The following is a 25088-nucleotide window of genomic DNA, read 5'->3' as shown; positions in this document are numbered from 1 at the left end:
TCAGCCGGCCAGCTTCCGGATCTGCTCCTGTGTGTCGGACACCACTGCGGCGAGTCCGTTGCCGGCCACCCAGCCGCCCACCAGGGCCAGTCCCCCGGCAGCGTCGCACGCTTCCCGGATTGCGGTCACCCGGGCACGGTGCCCGACGGCGGCAAACGGCAAGGAGCCAGGCCAGCGGACAACGTCCCAGTCCACAACGTCCTGCCGGCTGATGCCAACATCCAGCAGTGCCGAGGCATCGGCCAGCGCCGCGGCCAGGAGTTCGTCGTCGTTATCAAGCCCGGCGGGTTGGCTGCCCGCACCTTCGATACGTCCGTAGGAGAGCCGGAGGACATGCCGGCCGGGGCCTGCCGCTTCCGCGAGCCAGTCCCATTTGCCCGTCGCGTGGGTCAGGGCCTTGGCCCGGATGCCGGGGGTTTGCGGGGCCACGAGGATGCCGGTGCCGCGCGGGCGGCGGTCCAGGCCCGGCTTGTCCAGAACCAGGGTGACAAGCATCACGTCGGGCCCGGAGCCCGGTGTCTTGCCCGCGATCGCGGGAACGGCTGCCTCCAGCAGCCCGACGGCGGCCGGCCCGTCCACGGCAACTACCAGCAGGCCGGCGTCGTACGTTTGCCCGGAGGTGCCAACACGCCATCCTTCGGAAGTTCGGGACACCGACGCGGCGCGCGCGCCGGAGACGAGCGTAACTCCCCGGCCGCGAAGCTCGCTGACCAGCGCATCCACCAGAGTGTGCATGCCGTCTTCCAGGCCGGCGACGGCGGATCCTGCCTTGGCGGGTCCGGCACTGTTGCGCCGTTGGGCTGCTACGGCGGCGGCAAGCGAGCCATGCTTGCGGAGTCCGGCGCGGAGTCCCGGCGCCACCATGTCGACGTCGAGAAGCGCGGGGTCGGCCGAGTGCACGCCTCCTACCACCGGCTCCACCAGCCGGCCGAGCACGCGCCGGCCCATCCTTGCCTTGACCAGGGCAGCCACGCTGACAACGTCCGCGGCCGCCCCTACGGATGCCGGAAGGACCCTGTCCAGCGATGCCCGCAGGGAGCCAAGCACGCCCAGGGAGCGGCGGACTTCGGGGTCCCAAGGGTTCGCCGGGATGCCCAGGACACCGGTTTTGGGAAGTTCGCGCGGACCGTCCGGGAGCTGCACCCACGCGCCGCCGGGCCGGGGCTGGACGATCCTGCCGGAAAGGCCCAGGTCGCGGGCAAGGGCGGCGACGGCATCGGAACGGGTGGCGAAGGATTCGGCCCCGCTGTCCAGGGTGAGGCCGGCCACCACGTGGCTGCCTATGCAACCGCCCCACTCCCGGCCCGCTTCCAGGACGGTGACCCCGTGTCCGGAAGCCGCGAGTTCCCGGGCGGAAAGGAGTCCCGAGATCCCCCCGCCCAGCACCAGGGCTGACGCGGTCCCGGCGGGGTTGGTGTCCACGTTTACTCCGGGGAGATGGAGTGGATGAGCTCGACAACCCGGGTCAGCACGGCCGGGTCGGTTTCCGGAGGGACGCCGTGCCCGAGGTTAAGGACGTGGCCCGGCGCCGCAGCGCCGGCCCTGATGACGTCGCGCACGTGGCGCTCGAGGATCTCCCATGGGGCGGACAGCAGGGCGGGGTCGATGTTGCCCTGCAGCGGAACGGTGCCGCCCAGCCGGCGGTTGGCTTCATCCAGCGGAAGGCGGTAGTCAACACCTACCACGTCCACGCCCACATCACGCATGGCCACGAGGAGCTCGGAGGTACCGGTGCCGAAGTGGATGAGCGGCGCGCCCAGGTGCCGCACGTGGTCAAGGGCGCGGGCGGGACGCCGGTGCCACATACCTGCTGTAGTCGGCCAGACCCAGGGAACCTGCCCAGGAGTCGAAGAGCTGCCCTGCGGAGGCGCCGGCCTCCAGCTGGGCCTGCAGGAACATCCCGGAGGCGTCGGCGGCCCAGTTGGCCAACGCGCTCCAGGTTTCGGGGTCCGCGTGCATCATGGTCCGCGGGCCGAGGTGGTCGCGGGAGGGCTTGCCCTCAACCATGTAGGCCGCCAGCGTAAAGGGGGCACCGGCGAAGCCGATCAGGGGTGTTTTCCCGAGTTCATCCACCGTGAGGCGCACAGCCTCGCGGATGGGTTCCAGCGCCTCCCACGACAGCTGCGGCAGGGCGGCAACATCCGCCGCTGTCCGGACGGGCTTGTCCAGGACCGGGCCCACGCCCGGCACGATGTCCACGCCCACCCCCGCCAGCTTTAGGGGAATAACGATGTCCGAAAAGAAGATGCCGGCGTCCACGTCATGCCGCCGGACGGGCTGGAGCGTGATCTCCGAAGCGAGTTCCGGCCGGAGGCAGGAGTCCAGCATGGCGATGCCTTCGCGGACCTTAAGGTATTCGGGAAGGGAACGCCCGGCCTGCCGCATGAACCAGACGGGGCGGCGGGATGGCTTGCCGCCCCGGTAGGCCGTGATCAGCGGCGAGTCAGCGGTGCGGCCATCCACGAGCGGATGGTCTGCAGCGAGGGCGCCGGCAGCGGACATGGCAGGGCTGGAAGTCATGCCTTTGATTGTGCCCAAAAACGGCAGTAAAAGATAACGACAGGCTGTCATGCTGGGGGGCCCCTGCCTGCCAGTGTCAGGAATCACAGCTCCCCGCAGCTCATCCCGCGCCGGACAGTTGTTCTACCGGGAAACGAAAAAGCTATGATTGACCTGCTGTGGTTCTTTTTTCATTGGTGGCGTCACACGCCGATATCGATCTTGAGACCGTTGCTCAGTTGAGCAACGGTGCTTCGGGGATCGCCACATCCGCCCTCTCGGAGTCGCCGGCAGTGACGGGTGCGGTTGTCCTTGCCACTTGCAACCGGTACGAAATCTACGGCGAGGCTCCCCATCCGGACGATGTTGAGGCTGCCCGCGCCGCCCTGGTTGCCCAGATCAGCGAAGCCAGCGGACTGGGCGAACCGCTCGTCTCCCGCTCCTTCAGCACCCGCACCGGCCCCGAAGTCACTCAGCACCTGTTCGCCGTCAGCGCCGGACTGGACTCGGCCGTCGTCGGGGAACGCGAGATTGCAGGCCAGGTACGCCGGGCACTCATTACCGCCCAGCACGAAGGCACCGCCAGCTCCGGCCTCGTCAGGCTGTTCCAGGCCGCGTCCAAAACGGCCAAGGACGTGGGCGCCCAGACCGCCCTCGGCTCCAGGGGCCTGTCCATCGTCTCCGTCGCCCTGGACCTTGCCACGGATCTTTCCGAGAACGCTGACTGGTCCACGAAAAAGGTGGTGGTCTTCGGCACCGGCGCCTACGCCGGCGCCACCATGGCGCTGCTGCGTGAACGCGGCTGCACCGATATTTCCGTCTTCTCCTCCTCCGGCCGCGCCGAAGGCTTCGTGGCCACCCGCGGCGGCTCAGCCCTGGATGCCGACTCACTCCGCCCGGCCGTGGCTGCCGCGGACGTGATGATCGGGTGCAGCGGTTCGGACACCCGCGTTGAGGCCGACGAACTGGCACTGGTCCGCGCGGATTCGCCCCAGCCGCTGATCGCCATCGACCTGGCCCTCACCCACGATTTTGATCCCGGCGTCGGGGAGCTGGACGGCGTAGAGCTGTTGACCCTGGAGTCCGTGCGCCTCGCTGCACCCCAGGAACAGGCCGAGTCCCTGTCCCAGGCCAGCGGAATCGTCAGCGGCGCTGCCACGGCGTTCGAACAGGAGCGCGAGGCCCGGTCCGTGGACTCCGCGATTGTTGCCCTGCGGCGGCACACCATGAATGTCCTGGACGCTGAGATGGAGAAAGTCCGTGCCCGCCACGGCTGCACCGCTGCTGCCGAGGAAGTGGAGTTCGCGCTCCGCCGCATGGTCAAGCAACTGCTGCACGTCCCCACGGTCCGCGCCCGCGAACTGGCCGCGAACGGCCAGCAGGACGAATATGTGGCCGCCCTGGAGGCCCTCTACGGCATCACCGTGGAACAGCCTGCCGCCCGCGCGGTCCCCGAGGCGGAGTGCCCGGTGGACCACAAGGGCCTTGAGACCGCCTGACCCGCAACAAACCCGCCAGCGCCCCATCAGCTCCTGCGGCACATCCCGGAACGCGCCATCAGCTCCCGCCGTCTTCCCGGCAACGCGCCATCACTTTCTACAAAGAAGTGATGGGGCGTTGGTCCAAAGGGTGCGAAAGGTGATGGCGCGTCCTTCAGGTCGGCGCCAAAAGTGAGAGAGCGTTGGTCGAATACGGGCGAAACGTGATGGCGCGTTCGAGTGGGGTTTCGGGTCAGTAGACGGGCTTGTGGGGTTCCACCTCGCGCACCCAGGCGAGAATTCCGCCGTCGAGATGGCTGACCCGCTGGTAGCCTGCCTTCTGCGCCGCGGCCAGCACGTTGGCCGATCGGGTCCCGGCCTTGCAGTGGAACACAATGTCCCGGTCCTGCGGGAGTTCATTCCACGCCTCGCCGGCGAGGATCCGGCCCTGCGGGATCAGCGTTGCCCCGTCAATCCGGACGATGTCGTACTCCCCCGATTCCCGGACATCCACCAGTTCAAAGTCTTTCAGTCCCGCCTTCCGTGAGGCGAGCATGGTGGCCAGCTGGGTTGCCGTGACGGTGTGTTCCGTGTCCGATGGTGCCGCCGGGGTGATGCCGCAGAAGGCCTCGTAGTCCGTCAGCTCCGTAATCGGCGCCGCCGCCGGGTCCTTCGAAACGCGGATCTCGCGCCAGCTTCCGCCCAGGGCGTCAAACAGTGCCACGCGCCCCAGCAGTGAACGTCCGACGCCGGTGATCAGCTTGACTGCCTCCGTCACCATCAGCGATCCCACGGCGGCGCAGAGCATGCCGAACACTCCGCCCTCGCCGCATGAGGGCACAGAACCGGCGGGCGGCGCTTCAGGGTAGAGGTCGCGGTAGGTGGGCCCGTGCTTTTCCCAGAAGACGCTGACCTGGCCGTCGAACCGGAAGATGGAGCCCCAGACGTAGGGCTTGCCCAGGATGGCGGCGGCGTCGTTCACCAGGTAGCGGGTGGCGAAGTTGTCGGCCCCGTCCAGGATCAGGTCGTAGCCGGCGAACAGCTCCAGGGCATTGGAGGCGTCCAGCCGGACGTTGTGCAGCCGGACTTCCACCAGCGGGTTGAGGGCAGCGATCGCGTCACGCGCCGACTCGATCTTCGGCCGGCCCACATCTGCGACGCCGTGGATGACCTGGCGCTGCAGGTTGCTGAGGTCAACAACGTCGTCGTCAATAATGCCCAGCGTTCCCACGCCCGCGGCAGCGAGGTACAGCAGCGCCGGCGATCCCAGCCCGCCTGCACCGATGACCAGCACCTTCGCATTCTTGAGCCGCCGCTGCCCCAGGGCGCCGATCTCGGGAATGATGAGGTGCCGCGAGTAGCGTTCCACCTCTGCCGGAGTGAGCTCACCTGCCGGTTCAACCAGCGGATCCAGTGAAACTGTTGAAACATTTGCGGTGGATGTCGAAGCCATACTTCAATGTATGCCCCGGGATACCACCCGGTCATATTACCCCGAAGTAGAGTGGGGGTAACTGCAAGGGAAAGAAGGACAACTGTGGTCCATGAAGCACGGGCTGGGCGCCCGTCCGCAGCCGAACCGCAAACCGCCTCACGCCCCGCCGGGCAACGCTCCGCCCGGCTTCCCAGGGACGAAAGACGCGCACAACTCCTTTCCGCAGCGCAGGAAGTTTTTGTTGCCAACGGCTACCACGGCGCGGCCATGGACGAGATCGCCGAGACCGCCCACGTCAGCAAGCCCGTCCTTTACCAACACTTTCCTTCGAAGCGGGAGCTGTACCTGGCCCTGCTCGAAAGCCATCTGGCCTCCCTGACCGAGCTGATGCTGGGGGCGCTGAACTCCACCACGGACAACGACGAACGGGTGCAGGCCGTGATGAGGGCCTATTTCCAGTTCATCGCCAACGATGACCAGGCCCACCGGCTGGTGTTCGAGTCAGACCTCATCAATGATCCGGATGTCAGCTCACGGCTGGAAACCTTCAACCGGACCTTCGCCGATGCCATTGCCCGCGTCATCGCAGAAGACACCAAGCTTCCGCACCTGGAGGCAGAGCTGCTGGGGCGCGGCCTTGCCGGCATGGCCCACGTCAGTGCCCGGTACTGGCTGGAAACGGACGGCAATCTGGACCTCGATGTGGCCAGTGACCTCATCTACCGTTTAGCTTGGCGCGGAATCTCTCGCTTCCCCAAAGAGTCCTAGACTACAAATAAGACATAACCTGAGAAACGTGAACTGGCTGGGAGGCCCCCTGTGGAGATTAAGATCGGCGTTCAGAACGTTGGCCGCGAAATTGTGCTGGAGTCAAATGATGATGCAGACTCGGTGGCCAAGGTGGTCCAGGAAGCCATCAGCAACGGCGGCGACCTGCGCCTGAAGGATGACAAGGGACGCCTGATCATTGTTCCCGGTAAGGCACTGGCCTACGTGGAAATCGGTGCTGAAGAAGTCCGCCGCGTAGGGTTCGGCCAGTTCTAGCCCGCACCTTCTAACAAGGCGAGTATTCAGAGGAGGGCCATGCTTTCGTTGACCATCGTGGTGCTGGTGACAGCTGCCGCAGGTTTCATCGTCTGGGCCAACGACAAACGCCACACAAAATACGGCGTTGGCGTGCCGGCCGGAGTTGCCGTGGGTGTGGGCGCGTTGAGCTGGATCATCCTGGTGACCGCTGGCTTTGGTTACCGGCCAGGGCTGACCTGGATGCCGTGGGTCCTCCCTATGGTGATCGGATCAGCGGCGGCCGTGGCGGCCGTCATCTACCTGGGCCGCACCCGCGCCAAACGGGATCTGGAACGGCTTACTGCGGCGCTGAAGCTCTAGCCTCAAGAACTCACGCAAGTACCCGTGACCACTGCCGCCGGCAGTGGTCACGGGCGTTTAAGCCGGGCTAGGCGCCGGCGGGATGCTTGGCCGGCTCCGCAACGGCATGGACCGCCGCGGCCGCTTCACTCACGGCCTCCGCCGCCCCCACGTCGCGGGCGGTGACCTCTCCCCCGGCATCATGCGACGTGTAGCGGAGGAACACTCTGTTGTACCGCCAGTCCAGGTCCGGGTGGTGGTTTTGTTCCTCGGCGAGGCGCCCGACGGCGGCAACCAGCTTGAGTGCAGCAGCCGACGTGGGCATCTTGTACACCGTTACGAGGGCGCCCTCGTGGTAGCGCCAGTGCGGCAGGACGGCCAGGGCGTCCTCGAGCCGTTCGGGGGTAAGCACGTCTGTGGCGGCCATGGCTGCTCCTCTTCCGTCGGGCGCTGGCTGGGCTGCCGCCGGTAACCCGGAAGGCCTACAGGAACTCTGCCCGGCCTTCCATGGCCGACGACGCCAGTGCATGTTCGCGGCGCGGTATCCGGCCGGCCGCTTTCGCCAGCCTACCGGCGATGACTGCGTGTTTGAAGGCCTCCCCCATCAGGGCAGGATTCTGCGCCCGGGTCACCGCCGTGGCGAGCAGGACGGCATCGCAGCCCAGCTCCATGGCCAGGGCGGCGTCCGAGGCGGTGCCGATTCCAGCGTCGAGGACCACAGGGACCGAGGCCCGGGACACAATCAGTTCAATGTTGTGCGGGTTCAGGATGCCCAGGCCCGTACCGATGGGCGCCCCGAGCGGCATCACTGCAGTGGCCCCGAGGTTCTCGAGCCGGAGGGCCAGGACAGGATCGTCGTTGGTGTAGGCGAACACCTTGAAGCCCCTGTTGACGAGCTGTTCGGTGGCATCCACCAGTTCGACGGCGTCCGGCAGGAGGGTCTGTTCGTCCGCGATGACTTCCAGTTTCACCCAGTCGGTTTCCAGCGCCTCACGGGCCAGCTCGGCTGTCAGCACGGCGTCCCGGGCGGTGAAGCAGCCTGCCGTGTTGGGCAGCACCCGGATGCCGTGGTCCACCAGCAGCTGGAACAGCGAGCCCGTCTCCGCGGGAGAGTAGCGGCGCATAGCCACCGTGGTCAGGCCCGTGCCGGAGGCCAGGAGCGCTGCGCCCAGGCCGTCGAGGCTGGGCGCGCCGCCCGTGCCCATAATGAGCCTGGATTCCAGTTCCACTCCGTCGATGACCAGCGGATCCTGCAGCGCGGAGGGGGCTGCAGCGGTAGTGGTTTCGCTCATGGTCAGCCTCCCTGCACAGCCGTGACGAGTTCAACCTCGTCGCCGTCCGCGAGCGCGGTGGCGAACCACTGGCTGCGCGGTACTACCTGGGCGTTGTGTGCCACGGCCACGCCGAGTTTTTGCCCGTCCGTGGCCTGGCCGTCTGCACCGAGGGGCCGGCCGGTGACCTGGCTGACGAGCAGCGTGATGGAAGCACCGTCCGGCACGGGGTGCAGCGTTCCGTTCAAGGTGATGTTCATACTGTTTCCTTTGTCGGCGGTTGGTGGCTCAGGCGGCCTGTTGGGATGGGGGTGGTTGCGGCGCGGGCGGTTGCGGCGCCGGCAAAGCGGGCGGGGTTGAAGGGCGCCCAGCGGGGGTCCTCGCGGCCGTCCAGGAGGTCCCGGCAGATGGCGGCGGCGGCCGGCGTCAGGTGGACGCCGTGGCGGAAGAACCCGGTGGCGATGATGAGGCCGCGAACGTGTTTGCCAGCCTGGCCCGCGCCGTCCGGGGCGGGTACCCGGCCCAGCAGCGGTGCGTTGTCCGGCGTTCCGGGGCGTGCCCGGGCGGTGCACTCCAGGAGTTCAAGTTCGGCGACGGCGGGAAGCAGCACCTGCGCGTCGCGGAGGAGCTGGTAGACGCCGCCGGCGGAAACTGCGCCGGCGGCGGACGGTGCGTCTTCGCGCTGCGTTGCCCCGATCACCACGGTGCCGTCCCGGCGCGGAACGATATACACCGGAACGCCATGCACCAGCCCCCGGACGGTGGACGTCACCAGCGGCCGCAGATGCGGGGGCACTGCGAGCCGCAGGATGTCCCCATAGACGGGCCGCAGCGGAAGGTGCAGGCCCTCGGGCAGGGACTCCAGTTCTGCAGCGTGCAGCCCGTTCGCCACGACCGTTTCGCCGGCAAGCACGGTTCCCCCGCCGGCAAGCTGAACGCCCGCAACCGCACCGTCCTGCCACAGCAGCGCTTGTGCCTTGTCCGGCACGGCATAGCCGTCGACGGCGCTGGCTGCTGCCGTGCCGCTGCCTTCAATCCCGCTGCCGGGACCTTCGTTGCGGGTTCCGTTCCCGCTGCCGGAGTCAGCGAGGCCGCGGCGGAGGCAATCCACCAGCAGCCGCGGGTCCACCTGGTGGTCTGCCGGGGTGTCCAGTGCGCAGGCGATGGCCGGGCTAAGCAGCGCTTCCCGTTTGCGGGCTTCGCGGACGGTGAGGGGTTCCACGGTGAGTCCGTTGGCCTGCTGCACGGCGCGCAGGTCCATCAGCGCACGGCGGTCGGCGGCGTCGGCGCCCACGGCGAGGGTCGGCGTCGTGATGTATCCCGGATCAGCACCTGATGCGGCGCGGAGGCCGGCAACAAATGCGGGCCAGCGGGCCGAAGCGTCCAGCATCAGTTCGAGGAGGTCCTCCTCCTGGTAGTGCAGCTCGCTGACGGGGGCCAGCATTCCGGCGGCAGCCCAGCTGGCCCCGGAGCCCGGTGCGTCATCGATGAGCACCACGGAACGTCCCGAGCGTTTCGCCTCCCAGGCGATGCCGTGGCCGATGACTCCGCCGCCGATTACGGCGACATCGGCGCGGATGGCGCCGGCAGGCGCAGATAGCTGTTCCGCTGCGCCGGGCTTGGATGGTGCGCCCAAGTGTGTCTCCTTCCCTACGCCGGTACTAGCCGGATCAGGTCAAGCGGTCGGCTCTGACGCCCTCTCAGCCCGGCGCTTTGTGACAGCTGCCGCAGGCTCCCGCAGTACGAGGCAAGTGTAGAGGAACTAGGCTTGCCCCCATGAATGTGTCCCACACTCCTGCCGCCGCAACCGATGTCCTCAGCACTACCAAGATCAGCAATGGCCTCAGCACGGCGCGCCTGTACCTCTGCACGGATGCCCGGAAGGACCGCGGCGATTTCGGGCAGTTCGTGGATGCCGCGTTTGCCGGCGGAGTGGACATCATCCAGCTCCGGGACAAATCCATCGAGGCCGCCGAGGAGCTGGAGCTCCTGGCCGTCCTGAAGGAAACCGCGGAGCGGCATGGCAGGCTGTGGGCTGTCAACGACCGGGCGGACATCGCGGTGCTGTCCGGGGCGCCGGTGTTCCACATTGGCCAGAAGGACCTGCCCCTGGCCGCCGCCCGCACCCTGCTCAACGGCAACGCGGCAATCGGCCTGTCAAGCCACGCTCCCGCGCAAGTGGACGCCGCCCTCGCCGCGGCCGCCGGTCCGGCGGGGCTGGACTACTTCTGCGTTGGCCCGGTGTGGGCAACCCCCACCAAGCCGGGACGGAGCGCCGTGGGGCTTGAGCTGGTGAAGTACGCTGCCGGGGCTGCGCGCGCGTCGGCGCAGGAAGGACAGGCCGACGGCGGTGTCCCCTGGTTTGCCATCGGCGGTATCGACCACGGCAACGTGGAGCAAGTGGTGGAAGCGGGCGCCCGGCGGATCGTGGTGGTCCGCGCCATCACGGAAGCCGACGATCCGGCAGCCGCCGCCGCTTCACTCCTTGCCGCCCTGGACGCCCCCGCTTCCTGAGGCTCCTGACGCAGCGTTTCGCACTGGTCCGCTCCCGGCCAGGATGCCTGCATTATGGCGGGAATTCGAGTTAGGCTGATTTTCGTGTCACACCATCGGCTGGCTCCCAACGTCCACGAGCACAAAAACGCGCTCGAGGCGGCACTTGGTGCGCTGCGCGCCGAGCTGGAGCTGCCCGGCCCGTACCCGGACGAGGCCGTGGCGGACGCCAAAGCAGCCGTGGAAGCCCTGCAGCTTCCCGCCTACGACCTGACCGCCGTCGAGTTCGTCACTATCGATCCTGCGTCCTCCACCGACCTGGACCAGGCTTTGTTCATAGAGCCCGACGCCGACGGGTACCACGTGCTTTACGCCATCGCGGATGTGCCGGCGTTCGTGACCCCCGGCGGACCTTTGGACGCGGAAACACGCCGCCGCGGGCAGACGTTCTATGCCCCGGACGGACGGATCCCGCTGCATCCGGAAATCATCAGTGAGCAGGCCGGCAGCCTCCTTCCTGACCAGGACTGCTCTGCGTTCGTCTGGGATTTCCGGCTCGACGGTGCCGCCGAGGTCACGTCTGCCGCCGTCCGGCGGGCACGTATCCGCAGCCGGGCCAAGCTCAGCTACAAGGGCGCGCAGGCCCAACTCGACGCCGGGACCGCCCCGCCGGTGCTGCGGCTCCTCAAAGAGGTGGGGCTCAAGCGTGTGGAGCTGGAGCGGGCCCGCGGGGGCGCCAGCCTGAACATGCCCGATCAGGAGATCGTCCAACTGCCCGACGGCGGCTACCGGATTGACGCCGCTCCCCAGCTTCCCGTGGAGGACTGGAACGCGCAGATCTCGTTGCTGACGGGAATGACGGCCGCCCGCCTCATGCTCACGGGAAAGGTGGGCATCCTGCGCACCATGCCGTCCCCGGACGAGCGCTCCCTGAACCATTTCCGGCTGCAGACCGAAGCCCTGGGCAAGCCCTGGGACGGCGAAGTCAACTACGGGGAATACCTGCGGAGCCTGGACCCCACCGATCCCCGCCAGCTGTCCATCATGCACTCCGCCGGCATGCTGTTCCGCGGCGCCGCCTACACAGCCTTTGACGGTTCCGTGCCGGAAGAGGCCGTCCAGTCCGCCATCGGTGCCGCCTACGCGCACACCACTGCTCCGTTGCGACGCCTGGTTGACCGCTTTGTCCTGGTCATCTGCGAGGCCTTGAGCAACGGCGGGAAGGTGCCGGGCTGGGCGCGGGAAGCGCTGCCAACCCTGCCGGAGATCATGGCCGGTTCGGACCAGCTGGCGTCGCGGATGGAGCGGATGGCCCTGGACACGGTGGAGGCTGCGCTGCTGGTCAACCACGTGGGCCAGGAGTTCGAAGCAATTGTTATTTCCGGGTCGAAGCCGCAAAAAGAAAACGGCAAAAACGGAAACGGCAAAAACGGAAACGGCAACGGGAACGGGACCGGGAAGAACGGCAACGGCAACGGCGGTTCAGGGATCATCCAGATCAGGGACCCCGCCGTGACCGCCCGCTGTGCCGGTGAACTGGAGCCCGGAACCAAGGTCCGGGTGCGCCTTCTTTCGTCGGATATCGCAACACGCGAAGTCCATTTCGAGCTGGTGCAGTAGCGGCGGCAAAGTTCCCTGGAAGAGCCAAAGCCGGTATTTGGGCTCCCTGCCGCTAGACTGAAGGTGTAGAAATGGATGCCCGGTCGTTGATTTCCTTGATTTGAAACCAACAAGCCCGCCCCTACGCGATCTTGAGATTTACCCGTTGGTCACCAGTGCCAGCATTTAGATAGCCCGCGATCGGCTTCCACTGGAATTGCTTGTGCGCCCGAGCGTGCTCCGGAACCGCCTGACGGCAGGCCCGTTGAGCAGGCAGCGCCAATGCCCAAATGAATAAGGAAACTCCCCAGTGAGTGAATTGCATACCCACCAGCTTCTGACCGACGAGTCCGGCACCGAGACCATCGAGCCGGAAGAGACCATCATCTCGGACGAGAAGCCCCACGAGATTGCGGAAAAATCCTTCGCGGACTACAACGTGCGCGCCGACATCGTGGAATCCCTGGCCGACGCCGGAATCACCCACCCTTTCCCCATCCAGGCCATGACCCTGCCGGTGGCGCTGTCCGGCCACGACATCATCGGCCAGGCCAAGACCGGCACCGGCAAGACCCTTGGATTCGGCATCCCCGCCCTCCAGCGGGTAGTGGGCCAGGACGATCCCGGCTACGAAAAGCTCGCGGTCCCCGGCGCGCCGCAGGCCCTGGTCATCGTCCCCACCCGCGAACTCGCGGTGCAGGTGGCCAATGACCTGCAAACCGCCTCCCGCAAGCGGAACGCCCGCATCGCCACCATCTATGGCGGCCGCGCGTATGAGCCCCAGGTGGAAGCCCTGAAGAATGGCGTGGAGGTTGTGGTGGGCACCCCGGGCCGCCTCATCGACCTCTTCAAGCAGAAGCACCTGAGCCTGAAGAACGTCAAGATCGTCATCCTGGACGAAGCGGACGAGATGCTTGACCTGGGCTTCCTGCCGGACGTCGAAACCCTCATCGCCGCGACGCCGGCGGTGCGCCAGACCCTGCTGTTCTCCGCCACCATGCCCGGTCCCGTCATCGCCATGGCCCGCCGCTACATGACGCAGCCCACCCACATCCGCGCAGCGGATCCGGAGGATGAAGGCCTGACCAAGCGCGATATCCGCCAGCTGATCTACCGTGCCCACAGCATGGACAAGATCGAGGTGGTGGCCCGCATCCTCCAGGCCAGGGGCCGCGGACGCACCATCATCTTCACCAAGACCAAGCGCACCGCCGCCAAGGTGGCCGAGGAGCTGGTGGACCGCGGGTTCGCTGCCGCCGCCATCCATGGCGACCTGGGCCAGGGCGCCCGCGAGCAGGCTCTCCGGGCCTTCCGCAACAACAAGGTGGACGTCCTCGTGGCAACCGACGTCGCTGCCCGCGGCATCGACGTCGAGGACGTCACCCACGTCATCAACTACCAGTGCGTGGAAGACGAGAAGATCTACCTGCACCGCGTAGGCCGTACCGGCCGCGCCGGCAACAAGGGCACTGCCGTCACCTTCGTGGACTGGGACGACATGCCGCGCTGGGGCTTGATCAACAAGGCGTTGGGCCTGAGCGTGCCTGAACCCATTGAAACGTACTCGTCCTCGCCGCACCTCTACGAGGACCTGGACATCCCCGAGGGAACCAAGGGCCGTTTGCCGCGCGACAAGCGCACCCTTGCCGGGGTTGACGCCGAGGTCCTTGAAGACCTGGGCGAGACCGGCAAGAAAAACACCCGCAGCGGCCGCGACGGCGGACGTCCCCGTGAACGGGACAACCGCGAACGGGACAACTGGGGCCGCGAAGGCCGGGGCGGAAACCGCGAAGGCGGACGCACCGGGGGCGACACAAGCCGCTCCGGTGAGCGCCGCCGTCGTACGTCCGACGCAGCCGAAAACCCTGCCGCTGCCAGCGAAACCCCGGCAACGACCGACACGGAACAGCCCTCGCGTACACGGCGCCCCCGCACACGGACCCGCCGCCGCAACGGCGAGGTAGTGGCCGGCGAAAATACCGCGCAGCCTGGCAGCACCGAGGCCTAATACCCTTCATGACTGACACCGTCTGGGCGCCGGACGGCAGCAGCCTGGTGGTTCACGCGGACAACGCGGAGTTCCTCCCCTCGCTGCCGGACGGCGCCTTCACACTCATATACGTGGATCCGCCGTTTAATACCGGCCGGCCCCAGCAGCGCCAGCAGACCACCATGGTGGCCAACGCGGAGGGCACAGGGGACCGCTTCGGATTCAAAGGGCGCTCCTACGACACCATCAAGGGCGCACTGCACCGCTACGACGACGCTTTCAGCGACTACTGGTCCTTCCTTGAGCCGCGGCTCGTTGAGGCGTGGCGCCTGCTGGCCGAAGACGGAACGCTGTACCTGCACCTGGACTACCGCGAGGTGCACTATGCCAAGGTGATGCTGGATGCGATCTTCGGCCGCGAGTGCTTTTTGAACGAGATCATCTGGGCCTACGACTACGGGGCCCGGGCCAAGAACCGCTGGCCCACCAAGCACGACAACATCCTCGTGTACGTCAAAAACCCGGCGAAATACCACTTCGACAGCGCAGAGGTGGACCGGGAACCCTACATGGCGCCCGGGCTTGTCACCCCTGCCAAACGCGAACTGGGCAAGCTGCCCACGGACGTCTGGTGGCACACCATCGTCTCCCCCACGGGCAAGGAAAAAACCGGCTACCCAACGCAGAAGCCGGAGGGGCTGGTCCGCCGGGTCGTGGCAGCCTCCAGCCGGCCCGGCGACTGGTGCCTGGACTTCTTCGCCGGTTCAGGAACGCTGGGGGCCGTCTCCGCGAAGCTCGGCCGGAAGTTTGTGTGCGTGGACCAGAACCAGCCTGCGATCGACATTATGGCCAAGCGTTTGGGTGCGCACGCCGAGTTCACGTCCTTCCCGCCTAGCTAGGTAGCGCCAAGTCTCGTTTTGAGGGTTCAAAACGCCTGGCTGGCGCTACCTGGTTGAGGGCGGGGTCAGGGGCGGACGACGGCGGTCCCGGTCCCGAGTTCCTCAATCCGGGCCAGGACCTCAGGGGCGGTCATGTTTTCGCCAAGCAGGTTTGGTTTGCCGGTCCCGTGATAGTCGGAGGACCCGGTGATCAGCAGGTCATGCTTGGCGGCGAGGCGGCGCAGGAACCCGCGGCCTTCCTCCGGGTTGTCGCGGTGGTTGATCTCCAGGCCGGCCAGCCCGGCGTCGATCATCTCCTGGTAGACCCGCTCGCCCACGATCCGGCCACGGGACGACGCCACCGGGTGGGCGAACACTGGGACGCCGCCGGCAGCGCGGACCAGTTCGACGGCGGTGGCCGGGTCCGGCGCGTAATGCTGGATGAAGTAGCGGGACCGCGAGGTGAGGATGGAGGCAAATGCCTCTGAGCGGTCCTCCACCACGCCGGCGGCCACGAGTGCGTCGGCGATGTGGGGGCGGCCCAGCGTGGCTCCGGGCGCCACATGGTGGATGACGTCGTCCCAAGTCAGTGGGTAGTCCTCCGCCAGCAGGCTGACCATTCGCTCGGCACGGGTGTGCCGGGCATCCTTGGCCTTGGTGATTTCCTCCAGCAGCCCCGCATGTTCGGGGTCATGCAGGTAACTCAGGAGGTGGACGCTGATCCCCTGCTCGGTCCGGCAGGAAACCTCCATGCCGGGCACCAGGGCAACACCGTGCTCTACTGCAGCAGCGGCGGCCTCCGCCCAGCCCGCGGTAGAGTCATGGTCGGTCAGTGCCACCACGTCCAGCCCTGCACGCGCGGCGGACGCCATCACGTCGGCAGGTTTTTCCGTGCCGTCGGAAACGTTGGAGTGGGCATGCAGGTCAATCCTCACCTCCCCAGCCTAGTAGACAGCGCCTCACCTGTTCATGCAGGTATTCGCACAAGCCTTCATGCTGGTGAGACGATGGTGCCGTGAACGATGCCGATAACACCCCCGATTCTGCTTCCCAGCCCCTGGACGAGCGCGTCAACAACCGCTCCCAGCGGCCCAGTTCCGACGCCTTCAAGGCCTTTATGGCCAGCAACTGGGCGCCGTCCAGCCAGGAACTCCCGGCCCGCGACGCGGTGGCCACTTACGCCGCGACCCGGCGCAAGGCCATCTCCGACCAGTTCAAAGGCGAACGCCTGGTCATCCCGGCCGGACCCTTGAAAGTCCGCTCCAACGACTGCGATTACCGCTTCCGCCCCCACTCAGGCTTTGCCCACCTCACCGGCCTGGGCCTTGACCATGAGCCGGACGCCGTCCTGATCCTCGAGCCTGTTGGGGAAGGAAAGGGCGACGACGGCGCGAACCACCGTGCCACGCTGTACTTCCGCCCTCTGGCCGGGCGCGATACCGAACAGTTCTATGCCGATTCGCGATCCGGCGAGTTCTGGATCGGGGCGCGCCCCACGCTGGCCGAGTTCGAGGCCCGCCTGGGCCTGGCCACGGCCCACATCGACCAGCTCGAAGCTGCCATCACCAAGGATGTGGGTGCCCCCGAGATCGGCGGCATCTCCATCCGCCTGGTCCGCAAGGTGGACGAGAACATTGATGCCCTGGTGGACACTGCCCGGTACAACACCGCCAAGGACCCGGACAACCTGGACCTCGGCGTCCTCGATGCCCTGGACGAGAAGCTCAGCGAAGCCCTCTCCGAGCTGCGCCTGCTCAAGGACGGGTGGGAGATCGAGCAGATGGAGCTCGCCGTGGCCGCCACGGTGGAAGGTTTCGAAGAGGTGGTGAAGGCCCTCCCCCGCGCGCTCACGCATGCCCGTGGGGAACGGGTAGTGGAAGGGGCTTTCTTCGCCCGCGCCCGCGAGGTGGGCAACGAACTGGGCTATGACACCATCGCTGCCTCGGGCAACAACGCGACCGTCCTGCACTGGACCCGCAACACCGGCAGGATCAATGCCGGCGAGCTGCTGCTGCTGGACGCCGGGGTGGAAGCCGACTCGCTCTACACCGCCGACATCACGCGGACCCTGCCGGCCACCGGCGTGTTCAGCGACGTCCAGCGCAAGGTCTACGAGGCCGTCCTGGACGCCGCAGACGCCGGATTCGCCGCGGCACAGCCCGGTACAAAATTCCGCGACATCCACACCGCTGCCACCACTGTGTTGGCCGAGCGGCTCGCTGAGTGGGGACTGCTGCCCGTCAGCGTGGAGGAGGCCATCAGCCCGGAGGGGCAGCAGCACCGCCGGTGGATGCCGCACGGTACGAGCCACCATCTGGGCCTTGACGTCCACGATTGCGCCCAGGCCAAACGGGAGCTCTACCTGGACGGCGTCCTCACCGAGGGCATGGTCTTCACCATCGAACCGGGCCTGTACTTCAAGGAAGAGGACCTTGCGATCCCCGCTGAATACCGCGGCATCGGAGTAAGGATCGAGGACGACATCCTGATGACCGCCGAAGGCCCGGTCAACCTGAGCGCTGCCCTGCCGCGCAAAGCCGACGACGTGGAGAACTGGATGGCCGGCATCTACCGCGAAGCGGACGGCACCCACTAGGAACTGCAGAAAACGAAAGCGGGGCCACCGGAAATCATCCGGTGGCCCCGCTTTTTTGTGCCGGGAGAACGGCTACTGCCGCGGATCGCCTGACTGGCGCCGTTCGTCGACCGGACGCTGTTCGTCGACCGGGCGCTGCTCGTCCGCGGGCCGCTGGTCCGCCGGCTCCCCGCCGTCGGCCGGGCCGGCAAGGTGCTGGCCGTGAAGCCGCTGGCCTTCCGGATACTGGGCGGCAGGCTGCTGCGGACCGGCCTGCGCATCCGCGTCAGGACCGCTTTCCGGAAGCCGGACGCCGTACTGGGGCCGGCCGTCGGGCAGGTCCGGGTAACGCACTGCCCGTGACGGCGCGGGGGAAGTCTGCTGCGGGCCGTCGTCGTGCGGCTGTTCTACCGACGCACCATAGGCCGGGCTCTCCTGCGCGGACTCAGCGGACGACTGGCCGTACGGATCGTTCCAGCCGGAGGGGCGGGCAGGCCCTTGGCCCGGCTGCTGGTAGGGCTGGTTGTGATAATCCCGCTGCGTGTAAGGACCGTTACCGGCGGCAGCGTCCGAGCGCGTCATGGGCAGCTGCTGCAGGAGCCTGCGGGCCTCGTGCGCGGCCTCGGGCGCCACGATGACGTCATAGCTGGTGGCCACCACCTGGCTGGTGGAGGTGAAGTCGCGCTTTCCCCGCTGCATCGCGTAGGTGACGATGCCAAAGAGCATAAAGAACGCAGCACCCATCAGCACGGATGTCAGGATGGAGAAGTACCCCGGTGACGGTGCGAAGAAGGAGAGCATCACGCCCACGAACAGGCCGAACCACATGCCGCTCAACGCACCGGACAGGGCAACCCGGGGGTAGCTCAGGCGCCCCGTAACCCGCTCCACCATCTTCAGTTCGTTGCCCACGATGGACACCAGCTGCACGGGGAACTGCTGGTCCGCGAGGTAGTCCACCGCCTTCTGGGCATCCAGGTAAGAGGTGTAGGAGCCGACGGTGTCGCCGGTGGGAACGGCCCTGGCTTCGTCCATGCCGTTGGGGCCGCCGGCCTTGGGAGCACCAAATATGTTTGCCATAGTCCCATTCTTGCCCATGAGCATGTGTGCCGCCTGTAAATTCAGCTAAAAGAGAGCAGACTCGGTAGCCTGTAGGAGTGAGCACAACACCTACCCGCGTCTTCGTGGCGCGCCTGCTGGGACTCGACGTCTTCGACCCGCTGGGCGACCGGCTGGGCCGGCTGCGCGATGTCGTTGTGCTCTCCCGCGGCACCCAGGGAGCCCCGCACGTGGTGGGCATCGTGGTGGAAGTCCCCGGGAAGAAGCGCGTCTTTGTGCCCATGACGCGGATTACCTCCATTGACCAGACGCAGGTCATCTGCACCGGCCTGGTCAATCTGCGCCGCTTTGAACAGCGCGGCGCCGAAACGCTGGTGGTGGCCGAGATGTTCGACCGGCGCGTCACCCTCCGGGACGGCAGCGGCGATGCCACCATCGAGGACATCGCCATGGACCAGAGCCGCTCCCACGACTGGTTCGTCAGCAAGCTTTTTGTCCGGCGGGGCCACTCGCTCTCGCCGCTGAGCCGGCTGCGCCGCAACGAAACCCTGATCATCGACTGGGCCGACGCCCTGCAGGGCCCCCGTACGGAGCCGCAGGCCGCCACCCAGTTCGTGGCAAACCATGAGGACCTCAAGCCTGCCGACTTCGCTGAAGCGCTCCAGGAGATGAGCGATAAACGCCGTTTCGAGGTGGCCAGCGAGCTCCAGGACGAACGGCTGGCCGACGTCCTGCAGGAGCTTCCGGAGGACGACCAGGTGGAGATCCTCTCCGCCCTGGACGTGCAGCGTGCCGCCGACGTGTTGGAGGAGATGGACCCCGACGACGCCGCCGACCTCCTGGGCGAACTCCCTTCCGCCCAGGCCGAAGAACTGCTCCAGCTGATGGAGCCCGAGGGTGCAGAGGACGTCCGGCGCCTCTTGGAATACGACGAGGACACCGCCGGCGGCCTGATGACGCCCGTGCCGGTGATCCTGCCGCCCGAGGCCACGGTTGCCGAGGCCCTTGCGCATGTGCGGCGCGAGGAACTTTCTCCCGCGCTTGCTTCCTCCATCTTTATTGCCCGGCCCCCGCTGGAGACGCCCACCGGCCGGTTCCTGGGCGTAGTCCACATCCAGCAGCTCCTCCGCTTCCCGCCCTTCGAGTCGCTCGGCAACCTCGTGGACAAAAACCTGGAGCCCCTGTCCGACCAGGCACACATCAGTGAAGTGGCACGGACCCTGGCCACCTACAACCTGAACTCCCTTCCGGTGGTCAACGACTCCGGCCGGCTTGTGGGGGCGGTGACCGTGGATGACGTTCTGGATCACCTGTTGCCCGATGACTGGCGCGCCCATGACGGTGAAGCCCCGATAAGAAGGCTCGGTGGCCGTATTGGCTGACATCAGTGCTCCAAAAGGCCCCGTACAGCGTCCCTCCCCCAAGACCGCCGGCAGCCTCGACACACCGCTGAGCGGCCGCCAGCGGATCCTCCCCAAGTTCTCCCCGGACCCGGACGCGTTTGGCCACGCCACTGAGGGGTTTGCCCGGTTCATGGGCACGCCGCAGTTCCTGGTCTACATGACGGTGTTCGTCGTCATCTGGCTTGCCTGGAATACCTGGGCACCGCTGGAATGGCAGTTCGACTCACGCGACCTCGGCTTCACCCTGCTGACCCTGATGCTGTCCCTGCAGGCGTCCTACGCGGCGCCCCTGCTGCTGCTCGCGCAAAACCGCCAGGACGACCGCGACCGCGTGTCACTGCAGCAGGACCGCCAGCGCGCCGAACGCAACCTCTCTGACACGGAGTACCTGACCCGGGAACTGGCGTCGCTGCGGATCGCCCTCCGTGAGGTGGCAACCAGGGACTACGTCCGCGCCGAGCTGCGCTCGCTCCTGGAAGACATGCTGGAAGCCCAGGAAGAGCTTCGTTCCCATGATTCAACCGGGCAGGGGCAACACGAGTCCCCGCGGGACAAGGTCAGGGAAAAACTCAAGGAACAGCGCGAGCGGCAGCGGAACCCCCGCACCCAGCAGATTCCCCGGGTCAAACCGGGCCATTCAACCCAGGAACGTTAATTGAGCGCACCTCCCGCCAGTCCCTCCCCCGAGGCAGTCAACGCCGCCCTGGCCACCGTCATCGATCCCGAGCTCCGCCGTCCCATCACGGAACTGGGCATGGTGGAGTCAGTAGGAATTTCTGACGACGGCCTGGTCACCCTCACGGTCCTGCTCACCATCGCGGGCTGCCCCCTGAGGGACACCATCACTGCCGACGCCACCAAGGCGCTGCTGGCAGTTCCCGGAGTGGCCGCCGTCGACGTTGACCTCAAGGTGATGAGCCAGGAACAGCGTGACGCCCTCAAGGAACTGCTCCGCGGCGCCGGCGGACAGCGCGGAATCCCCTTCAACCAGCCGGACTCGCTGACCAAGGTCTACGCAGTGGCCAGCGGCAAGGGCGGCGTGGGAAAGTCCTCCGTGACCGTCAACCTCGCCTGTGCCCTGGCCGCGCAGGGGCTGCGGGTGGGGATCGTTGACGCCGACGTTTACGGCTTCTCCGTTCCGGCACTGATGGGGATCACCCAGGCGCCCACCCGGGTGGACGACATGATCCTGCCGCCGGTGGCTTACGGCGTGAAGGTGATATCCATCGGCATGTTCGTCAGCGGCAACCAACCGGTGGCCTGGCGCGGGCCCATGCTGCACCGGGCGCTGGAGCAGTTCCTGACCGATGTGTACTTCGGCGACCTGGACGCCCTGTTCCTGGACCTGCCGCCCGGCACCGGAGACATTGCCATCTCCGTGGCGCAGCTGCTGCCCAAGGCCGAGATCCTGGTGGTCACCACGCCGCAGGCTGCCGCGGCGGATGTCGCGGAGCGGGCGGGCGCCATCGCCACCCAGACGGGGCAGAAGGTGGCCGGCGTGATCGAGAACATGTCGTATCTGGAAATGCCCGACGGCGGCCGGATGGATTTGTTCGGAAGCGGCGGCGGGGCGGTGCTCGCGGAGAGGCTGACGGCAACCGTAGGCGAGGACGTTCCGCTGCTGGGGCAGATCCCACTGGATATCAAGCTGCGGGAGGGCGGCGATACCGGGAATCCGATCGTGCTGGCCCAGGCCGGGACGCCTGCGGCCGAAGCGCTTTCAGGGATTGCCGCCCGGCTGGCTGCCAAGCCGCGGGGTCTGGCCGGACTGAAGCTGGGGCTGCAGCCCCGCTGACCTGTCTGGTCAGCAGCCGCGGGCCGGTTGGCTAGGTGGCTTCCGTATCGTAAGGCGCGGCTTCCCCAGGCGGGAGCGACTGCAGCACGCGTTCCGGCCGCTGCGGAGCCGCAGTGCCAGCCCCCGCGACGGCAGCCGCACCGGCGACAGCGGCCACGGCTGCAGGCGCACCGGAGCTGACGGGCTTGGTGTCGTCGTCGAGCAGCGCTTCTTTGATGATGCGCCGGGGATCGTACTGGCGGGGATCGTACTTCTTCCAGTCGACATCGTCGATGTCGATCCCCACTTCTTCCTTGATCTGTTCCCGCGCCCCGGAGGCCATCCGGCGGACTTCCTTGACCAGGTTGGCGAGTTTCTGCGTGTATTCGGGCAGCCGCTGGGGGCCGATCACGAGGACGCCAATGATCAGCAGAAGAAAGAACTCCGGGCCGTTGATTCCAAACACTTTAGGAAGATTACCCTCTCCGGGCTGCCAGTGACGATTCCCGTCTGTGGGTGGCGGAAACAGTCCGCACTACTGGATAAACAGGGCCACGATCTTGTTCAGTCCGCGTTGCAGCCTGGCCGCTACCGGCTCCCCGCCCTGCGTCGGCGGCCCGTCCACGGCTTCGGCGGAAATGCCCGCCGCCGCGTGCTCGCTGAGAAGCCTCAGTATGGGTACGGCGTCGTCCGCCTGTTCCGCCGGCAGGTTGGACTCATAGGTGAAAGTCCGGTCCGGCACCCGGTAGGTGGCAGACCATGGCGAGGAAGCACGGACCTGCAACCGCTCGCCGCCGGCGGCAACGGCCGCGTCCGCTTCCGGCCCGGCAGTATGGCGTTCCGTGAGGGTGGCATAGTGCGTCCCGTCGGAAAGTTTCAGCTCAACGGCGGGCCCGCCCTCAATCACAAGGGCCCTCGCGGACTCAAGGTGGAAGCCCATCGCTTCAAGCTCCGGGCATATCCAACCCTCGGAACGCAGGGAAGACAACCGCTCCGCACTCAGTGACCTGCCGTCTGCCGGCGTCTGGGAGGAAACATGGGCGAGGGTGGCGGCCGCTGGCGGACCACCTGCCTGGGCAGGGTCCCCGGCAACTGCAAAGGCGCCGGCCGCAAGAACACCGGCGGCTGCAACGGTGCCGCCGGCGGACATCGCCAGGATACGGACCGCGGCCCGGGGTGCCTGGCGTTGGGGGTAGGGATGCGGAGGCCGGTCAGCGAGCTCCTGGGTCCTGGCGAGGAGCCGGGCGGTCAGGTCATCGCTCGCCGGCGGGATGGGGGCATCCCGCAGCCGCTCGAGGTACTGGCGTTCCCGGCGCACGGCCAAGGCGCATTCGTGGCACGACTGGAGGTGGCTGGCGGTGCGCTGATGCCTGCGTCCGAGCGGTAACTGGGGCCTCATGCGCCGTTCAGAGGATCCCGGCGATGCGCGGCAGCGACAGCTTGGGCCTGGACTGCTGCGGACGCGGGTCGCGGTGGGCCAGCTTCTCGCGGAGCATGGTCCGGCCACGGTGGATCCGCGAGCGGACCGTACCGAGCTTGACGCCCAGGGCCTCCGCCACTTCGTCGTAGGACAGACCTTCAAGGTCGCACAGAACCACGGCCGCCCGGAAGTCCGGCGGGAGTTCCTCAAGCGCGGCCTGGACGTCGAGGTCGAGGTTGTTCAGCTCAAAACTCTGTTCCGGTCCGGGTTCGCGCCCGGGGATCCTCGACTCGGCATCCTCGGCCAGGGCATCGAACCGGATGCGGGTTTTGCGGCGCGCCTGGTCCAGGAAAAGGTTGGTGGTAATGCGGTGCAGCCAGCCGTCCAGCGTTCCGGGCTTGAAGTTTTCCAACGACCGGAAGACGCGGACGAACACCTCCTGGGTGAGGTCCTCGGCGTCGAACTTGTTTCCCGTCAGGCGGTAGGCCAGCCGGTAAACCTTGGCGGAGTGGTTGGTCACCACTTCTTCCCAAGTGGGACGGACCCACTCGGCCTCGGCATTATTTGCTGCAGGGACAGGTGCCACAACTGATGATGACATCGTCCACTCCCCTCATGGAATGCTAACGCCCGGATACTGTTGACATCTCTGATTCGGCGCCGACCACCCTATGGATGAGCGGATAATAATCATTTCAAACTTGGCTGGGAATTTCCTGACTGCCGGAAAACTTCAGCCGTAGGCGCAACAGCCCGCCTTCCCGGCTGCCGGCACCGGACACAGTAGGCTGTAGAGGATACTCCCCCCTGCCGCCCAGAAAGCGAATATCCATGAGCGCCGACAAGTCCATCAGCTGGTCCTATGCAGAAGATCTGCCCGCTGAGGATGAGGTTATGCTTCGGGCCCGGGAGCGCTCCTTCGAACTCGGCGTGACCCCCATCGGGCCCGGCGTGGGAGCCGTCCTCACCGTACTGGCAGCGGCCTCCAAAGCCCAGACCGCCGTCGAAATAGGCACCGGAGCCGGCGTCTCGGGTGTCTGCCTGCTCCGGGGCCTCGGCCCGCACGCCGTCCTCACCACCATCGACGTGGACGTTGAACACCTCAAGGCCGCCCGCGAAGCTTTCTCCGAAGCCGGCAGCCCGGCCAACCGGACCCGCACCATCTCCGGGCGGGCGGGCGACGTACTGCCGCGGCTCACGGACGGCGCCTACGACCTCGTTTTCATTGACGCCGACAAGCCCGGACTTCCCGGCTACGTGGAGCAGGCCATCCGGCTCCTGAAGCCCGCCGGACTGCTGATCATCAATGACGCGCTGGACAAGGACAAGGTAGCCAACCCTGCCGGCCGCGAAGCCACCACGGTGGTCCTCCGCCAGGTGGGAAAGAACATCCGCGACGACGAGAGGCTGGCTTCGGCCATGCTTCCCACCGGCGACGGCCTGCTGGTAGCAGTCAAAAAATAAGACAGGGTCCGCAGCCTTTCCAGGCTGCGGACCCTGTCTTCGCACGATTAATCGGTGACGCCGACCAGGCATTCCCGAAGGTTGGCCGCTTCAGCAGCATTCAGTTCGACCACCAGGCGCCCGCCGCCTTCGAGCGGGACGCGCATGATCAGGCTGCGGCCCTCCTTGGTGACTTCCATTGGGCCGTCGCCGGTGCGTGGTTTCATAGCCGCCATGAGGAATTCCCCTCCATTTAGTCCCAGGACTGATCAGCCCGGGCGGGCTGTGTCCGCATGTAGATCCAGCTGCCATGGCGGAGTGGATAGACACCGCCATGGCTGCGCATATTCTGAATGCTTTTTGTCCTTGCTTACCTTCCATTATCGCGGAATTACCCGCGCGTAGC

Annotated in this window: 25 protein-coding genes, 1 pseudogene and 1 riboswitch; of the genes and pseudogenes, 13 read left to right on the top strand and 13 right to left on the bottom strand. The window is 66.9% G+C overall.

Features of this window, described 5'->3' with window-relative positions; translation table 11 throughout:
• Together hemG and hemE are read right to left on the bottom strand one after the other, a co-directional pair.
• Positions 1 to 1422, bottom strand: coding sequence for a protoporphyrinogen oxidase (gene hemG / locus QF047_RS06185; protein WP_307274893.1), 1422 nt, complete (start codon positions 1420 to 1422; stop codon positions 1 to 3).
• A 2-nt stretch (positions 1423 to 1424) separates the two neighbouring features.
• A pseudogene (hemE, locus tag QF047_RS06180) lies at positions 1425 to 2520 on the bottom strand (uroporphyrinogen decarboxylase).
• A gap of 158 nt (positions 2521 to 2678) precedes the next feature.
• Between hemE and QF047_RS06175 the strand changes: the two are divergent.
• Entirely contained in the window at positions 2679 to 3998 is a 1320-nt protein-coding gene (locus tag QF047_RS06175; protein ID WP_306634551.1) for a glutamyl-tRNA reductase, read from the top strand.
• A 232-nt stretch (positions 3999 to 4230) separates the two neighbouring features.
• Here QF047_RS06175 and moeB read toward each other — a convergent pair whose 3' ends face one another.
• A complete protein-coding gene (gene moeB, locus QF047_RS06170; RefSeq protein ID WP_307274890.1) occupies positions 4231 to 5430 on the bottom strand; it encodes a molybdopterin-synthase adenylyltransferase MoeB in 1200 nt (399 codons plus the stop codon).
• 84 nt (positions 5431 to 5514) lie between these two features.
• Between moeB and QF047_RS06165 the strand changes: the two genes are divergently transcribed.
• The 3 genes from QF047_RS06165 to QF047_RS06155 are packed head-to-tail and all read left to right on the top strand — an operon-like array spanning position 5515 to position 6798.
• On the top strand, positions 5515 to 6180 hold the full coding sequence (locus tag QF047_RS06165) for a TetR/AcrR family transcriptional regulator (RefSeq protein WP_306634554.1): 666 nt from the start codon (positions 5515 to 5517) through the stop codon (positions 6178 to 6180).
• Between the two features lie 51 nt (positions 6181 to 6231).
• The gene (locus QF047_RS06160) at positions 6232 to 6456 is read left to right on the top strand and encodes a DUF3107 domain-containing protein (RefSeq protein ID WP_306634556.1); all 225 of its coding nucleotides are present in this window, start codon (positions 6232 to 6234) and stop codon (positions 6454 to 6456) included.
• Between the two features lie 39 nt (positions 6457 to 6495).
• Positions 6496 to 6798: a hypothetical protein gene (locus QF047_RS06155; protein WP_306634557.1), complete on the top strand. Its 303-nt coding sequence runs from the start codon at positions 6496 to 6498 to the stop codon at positions 6796 to 6798.
• Positions 6799 to 6865: 67 nt separating this feature from the next.
• Here QF047_RS06155 and QF047_RS06150 read toward each other — a convergent pair whose 3' ends face one another.
• The 4 genes from QF047_RS06150 to QF047_RS06135 all read right to left on the bottom strand — a co-directional run bounded on the left by QF047_RS06150 (position 6866) and on the right by QF047_RS06135 (position 9684).
• Complete coding sequence (locus QF047_RS06150) at positions 6866 to 7204, bottom strand: 4a-hydroxytetrahydrobiopterin dehydratase (RefSeq protein WP_306634559.1); 339 nt, start codon at positions 7202 to 7204, stop codon at positions 6866 to 6868.
• Between the two features lie 55 nt (positions 7205 to 7259).
• Positions 7260 to 8069, bottom strand: a complete 810-nt coding sequence (locus tag QF047_RS06145; RefSeq protein ID WP_307274886.1) for a thiazole synthase — start codon at positions 8067 to 8069, stop codon at positions 7260 to 7262.
• A gap of 2 nt (positions 8070 to 8071) precedes the next feature.
• The gene (gene thiS, locus QF047_RS06140) at positions 8072 to 8308 is read right to left on the bottom strand and encodes a sulfur carrier protein ThiS (protein ID WP_306634564.1); all 237 of its coding nucleotides are present in this window, start codon (positions 8306 to 8308) and stop codon (positions 8072 to 8074) included.
• Positions 8305 to 9684, bottom strand: a complete 1380-nt coding sequence (locus QF047_RS06135; RefSeq protein WP_373427748.1) for an FAD-dependent oxidoreductase — start codon at positions 9682 to 9684, stop codon at positions 8305 to 8307. The genes thiS and QF047_RS06135 overlap by 4 nt, the downstream gene beginning before the upstream one ends.
• Positions 9679 to 9797, bottom strand: a riboswitch (TPP riboswitch). (Overlaps the previous gene by 6 nt.)
• 27 nt (positions 9798 to 9824) lie before the next feature.
• Between QF047_RS06135 and thiE the strand changes: the two genes are divergently transcribed.
• The 4 genes from thiE (at position 9825) to QF047_RS06115 (ending at position 15029) form a co-directional block, all read left to right on the top strand.
• Positions 9825 to 10562 carry a thiamine phosphate synthase gene (gene thiE / locus QF047_RS06130; protein WP_307274883.1) on the top strand — a complete coding sequence of 246 codons (738 nt, stop codon included), beginning with the start codon at positions 9825 to 9827 and terminating at the stop codon, positions 10560 to 10562.
• Positions 10563 to 10646: 84 nt separating this feature from the next.
• Positions 10647 to 12161: an RNB domain-containing ribonuclease gene (locus tag QF047_RS06125; protein ID WP_307274881.1), complete on the top strand. Its 1515-nt coding sequence runs from the start codon at positions 10647 to 10649 to the stop codon at positions 12159 to 12161.
• Between the two features lie 289 nt (positions 12162 to 12450).
• On the top strand, positions 12451 to 14148 hold the full coding sequence (locus tag QF047_RS06120; RefSeq protein WP_307274879.1) for a DEAD/DEAH box helicase: 1698 nt from the start codon (positions 12451 to 12453) through the stop codon (positions 14146 to 14148).
• Between the two features lie 8 nt (positions 14149 to 14156).
• Positions 14157 to 15029 carry a site-specific DNA-methyltransferase gene (locus QF047_RS06115; protein ID WP_306634572.1) on the top strand — a complete coding sequence of 291 codons (873 nt, stop codon included), beginning with the start codon at positions 14157 to 14159 and terminating at the stop codon, positions 15027 to 15029.
• A gap of 65 nt (positions 15030 to 15094) precedes the next feature.
• Here the strand turns inward: QF047_RS06115 and QF047_RS06110 are convergent, their stop codons facing one another.
• Positions 15095 to 15943 carry a PHP domain-containing protein gene (locus QF047_RS06110; RefSeq protein WP_306634574.1) on the bottom strand — a complete coding sequence of 283 codons (849 nt, stop codon included), beginning with the start codon at positions 15941 to 15943 and terminating at the stop codon, positions 15095 to 15097.
• 80 nt (positions 15944 to 16023) lie between these two features.
• On the opposite strand from QF047_RS06110, the gene QF047_RS06105 reads away from it, so the two are divergent.
• Positions 16024 to 17604, top strand: coding sequence for an aminopeptidase P family protein (locus QF047_RS06105; RefSeq protein ID WP_307274875.1), 1581 nt, complete (start codon positions 16024 to 16026; stop codon positions 17602 to 17604).
• A 72-nt stretch (positions 17605 to 17676) separates the two neighbouring features.
• Here the strand turns inward: QF047_RS06105 and QF047_RS06100 are convergent, their stop codons facing one another.
• Positions 17677 to 18663 (bottom strand): general stress protein, encoded by a 987-nt coding sequence (locus tag QF047_RS06100; protein WP_307274873.1) that lies wholly within the window; start codon positions 18661 to 18663, stop codon positions 17677 to 17679.
• A 77-nt stretch (positions 18664 to 18740) separates the two neighbouring features.
• Here QF047_RS06100 and QF047_RS06095 point away from each other — a divergent pair, with 77 nt between their 5' ends.
• From QF047_RS06095 to QF047_RS06085, 3 genes are read left to right on the top strand one after another with little or no spacing between them, the layout of a single operon-like run.
• On the top strand, positions 18741 to 20024 hold the full coding sequence (locus QF047_RS06095) for a magnesium transporter MgtE N-terminal domain-containing protein (RefSeq protein ID WP_306634577.1): 1284 nt from the start codon (positions 18741 to 18743) through the stop codon (positions 20022 to 20024).
• The gene (locus QF047_RS06090) at positions 20008 to 20700 is read left to right on the top strand and encodes a DUF1003 domain-containing protein (protein WP_373427022.1); all 693 of its coding nucleotides are present in this window, start codon (positions 20008 to 20010) and stop codon (positions 20698 to 20700) included. The genes QF047_RS06095 and QF047_RS06090 overlap by 17 nt, the downstream gene beginning before the upstream one ends.
• Complete coding sequence (locus tag QF047_RS06085) at positions 20701 to 21840, top strand: Mrp/NBP35 family ATP-binding protein (protein WP_307274869.1); 1140 nt, start codon at positions 20701 to 20703, stop codon at positions 21838 to 21840.
• Between the two features lie 31 nt (positions 21841 to 21871).
• Here QF047_RS06085 and QF047_RS06080 read toward each other — a convergent pair whose 3' ends face one another.
• From QF047_RS06080 to sigE, 3 genes are all read right to left on the bottom strand, one after another.
• Entirely contained in the window at positions 21872 to 22285 is a 414-nt protein-coding gene (locus QF047_RS06080; RefSeq protein ID WP_306634581.1) for a Sec-independent protein translocase TatB, read from the bottom strand.
• A 69-nt stretch (positions 22286 to 22354) separates the two neighbouring features.
• Entirely contained in the window at positions 22355 to 23218 is an 864-nt protein-coding gene (locus QF047_RS06075; RefSeq protein WP_307274866.1) for an anti-sigma factor, read from the bottom strand.
• 7 nt (positions 23219 to 23225) lie between these two features.
• Positions 23226 to 23840 (bottom strand): RNA polymerase sigma factor SigE, encoded by a 615-nt coding sequence (gene sigE, locus QF047_RS06070; RefSeq protein WP_306634584.1) that lies wholly within the window; start codon positions 23838 to 23840, stop codon positions 23226 to 23228.
• Between the two features lie 230 nt (positions 23841 to 24070).
• On the opposite strand from sigE, the gene QF047_RS06065 reads away from it, so the two are divergent.
• Positions 24071 to 24703, top strand: coding sequence for an O-methyltransferase (locus QF047_RS06065; RefSeq protein WP_306634585.1), 633 nt, complete (start codon positions 24071 to 24073; stop codon positions 24701 to 24703).
• Between the two features lie 47 nt (positions 24704 to 24750).
• On the opposite strand, the gene QF047_RS06060 is transcribed toward QF047_RS06065, so the two are convergent.
• Positions 24751 to 24918 carry a DUF3117 domain-containing protein gene (locus QF047_RS06060; RefSeq protein ID WP_306634586.1) on the bottom strand — a complete coding sequence of 56 codons (168 nt, stop codon included), beginning with the start codon at positions 24916 to 24918 and terminating at the stop codon, positions 24751 to 24753.
• Positions 24919 to 25088: the final 170 nt, after the last annotated feature.

Origin of the sequence: Arthrobacter sp. W4I7, from assembly GCF_030816215.1 — a bacterium.
GTDB lineage: Bacteria > Actinomycetota > Actinomycetes > Actinomycetales > Micrococcaceae > Arthrobacter > Arthrobacter siccitolerans_A.
The sequence above is the reverse complement of the archived record's forward strand: the minus strand, read 5'-3'. Positions and strand labels throughout refer to the sequence as shown.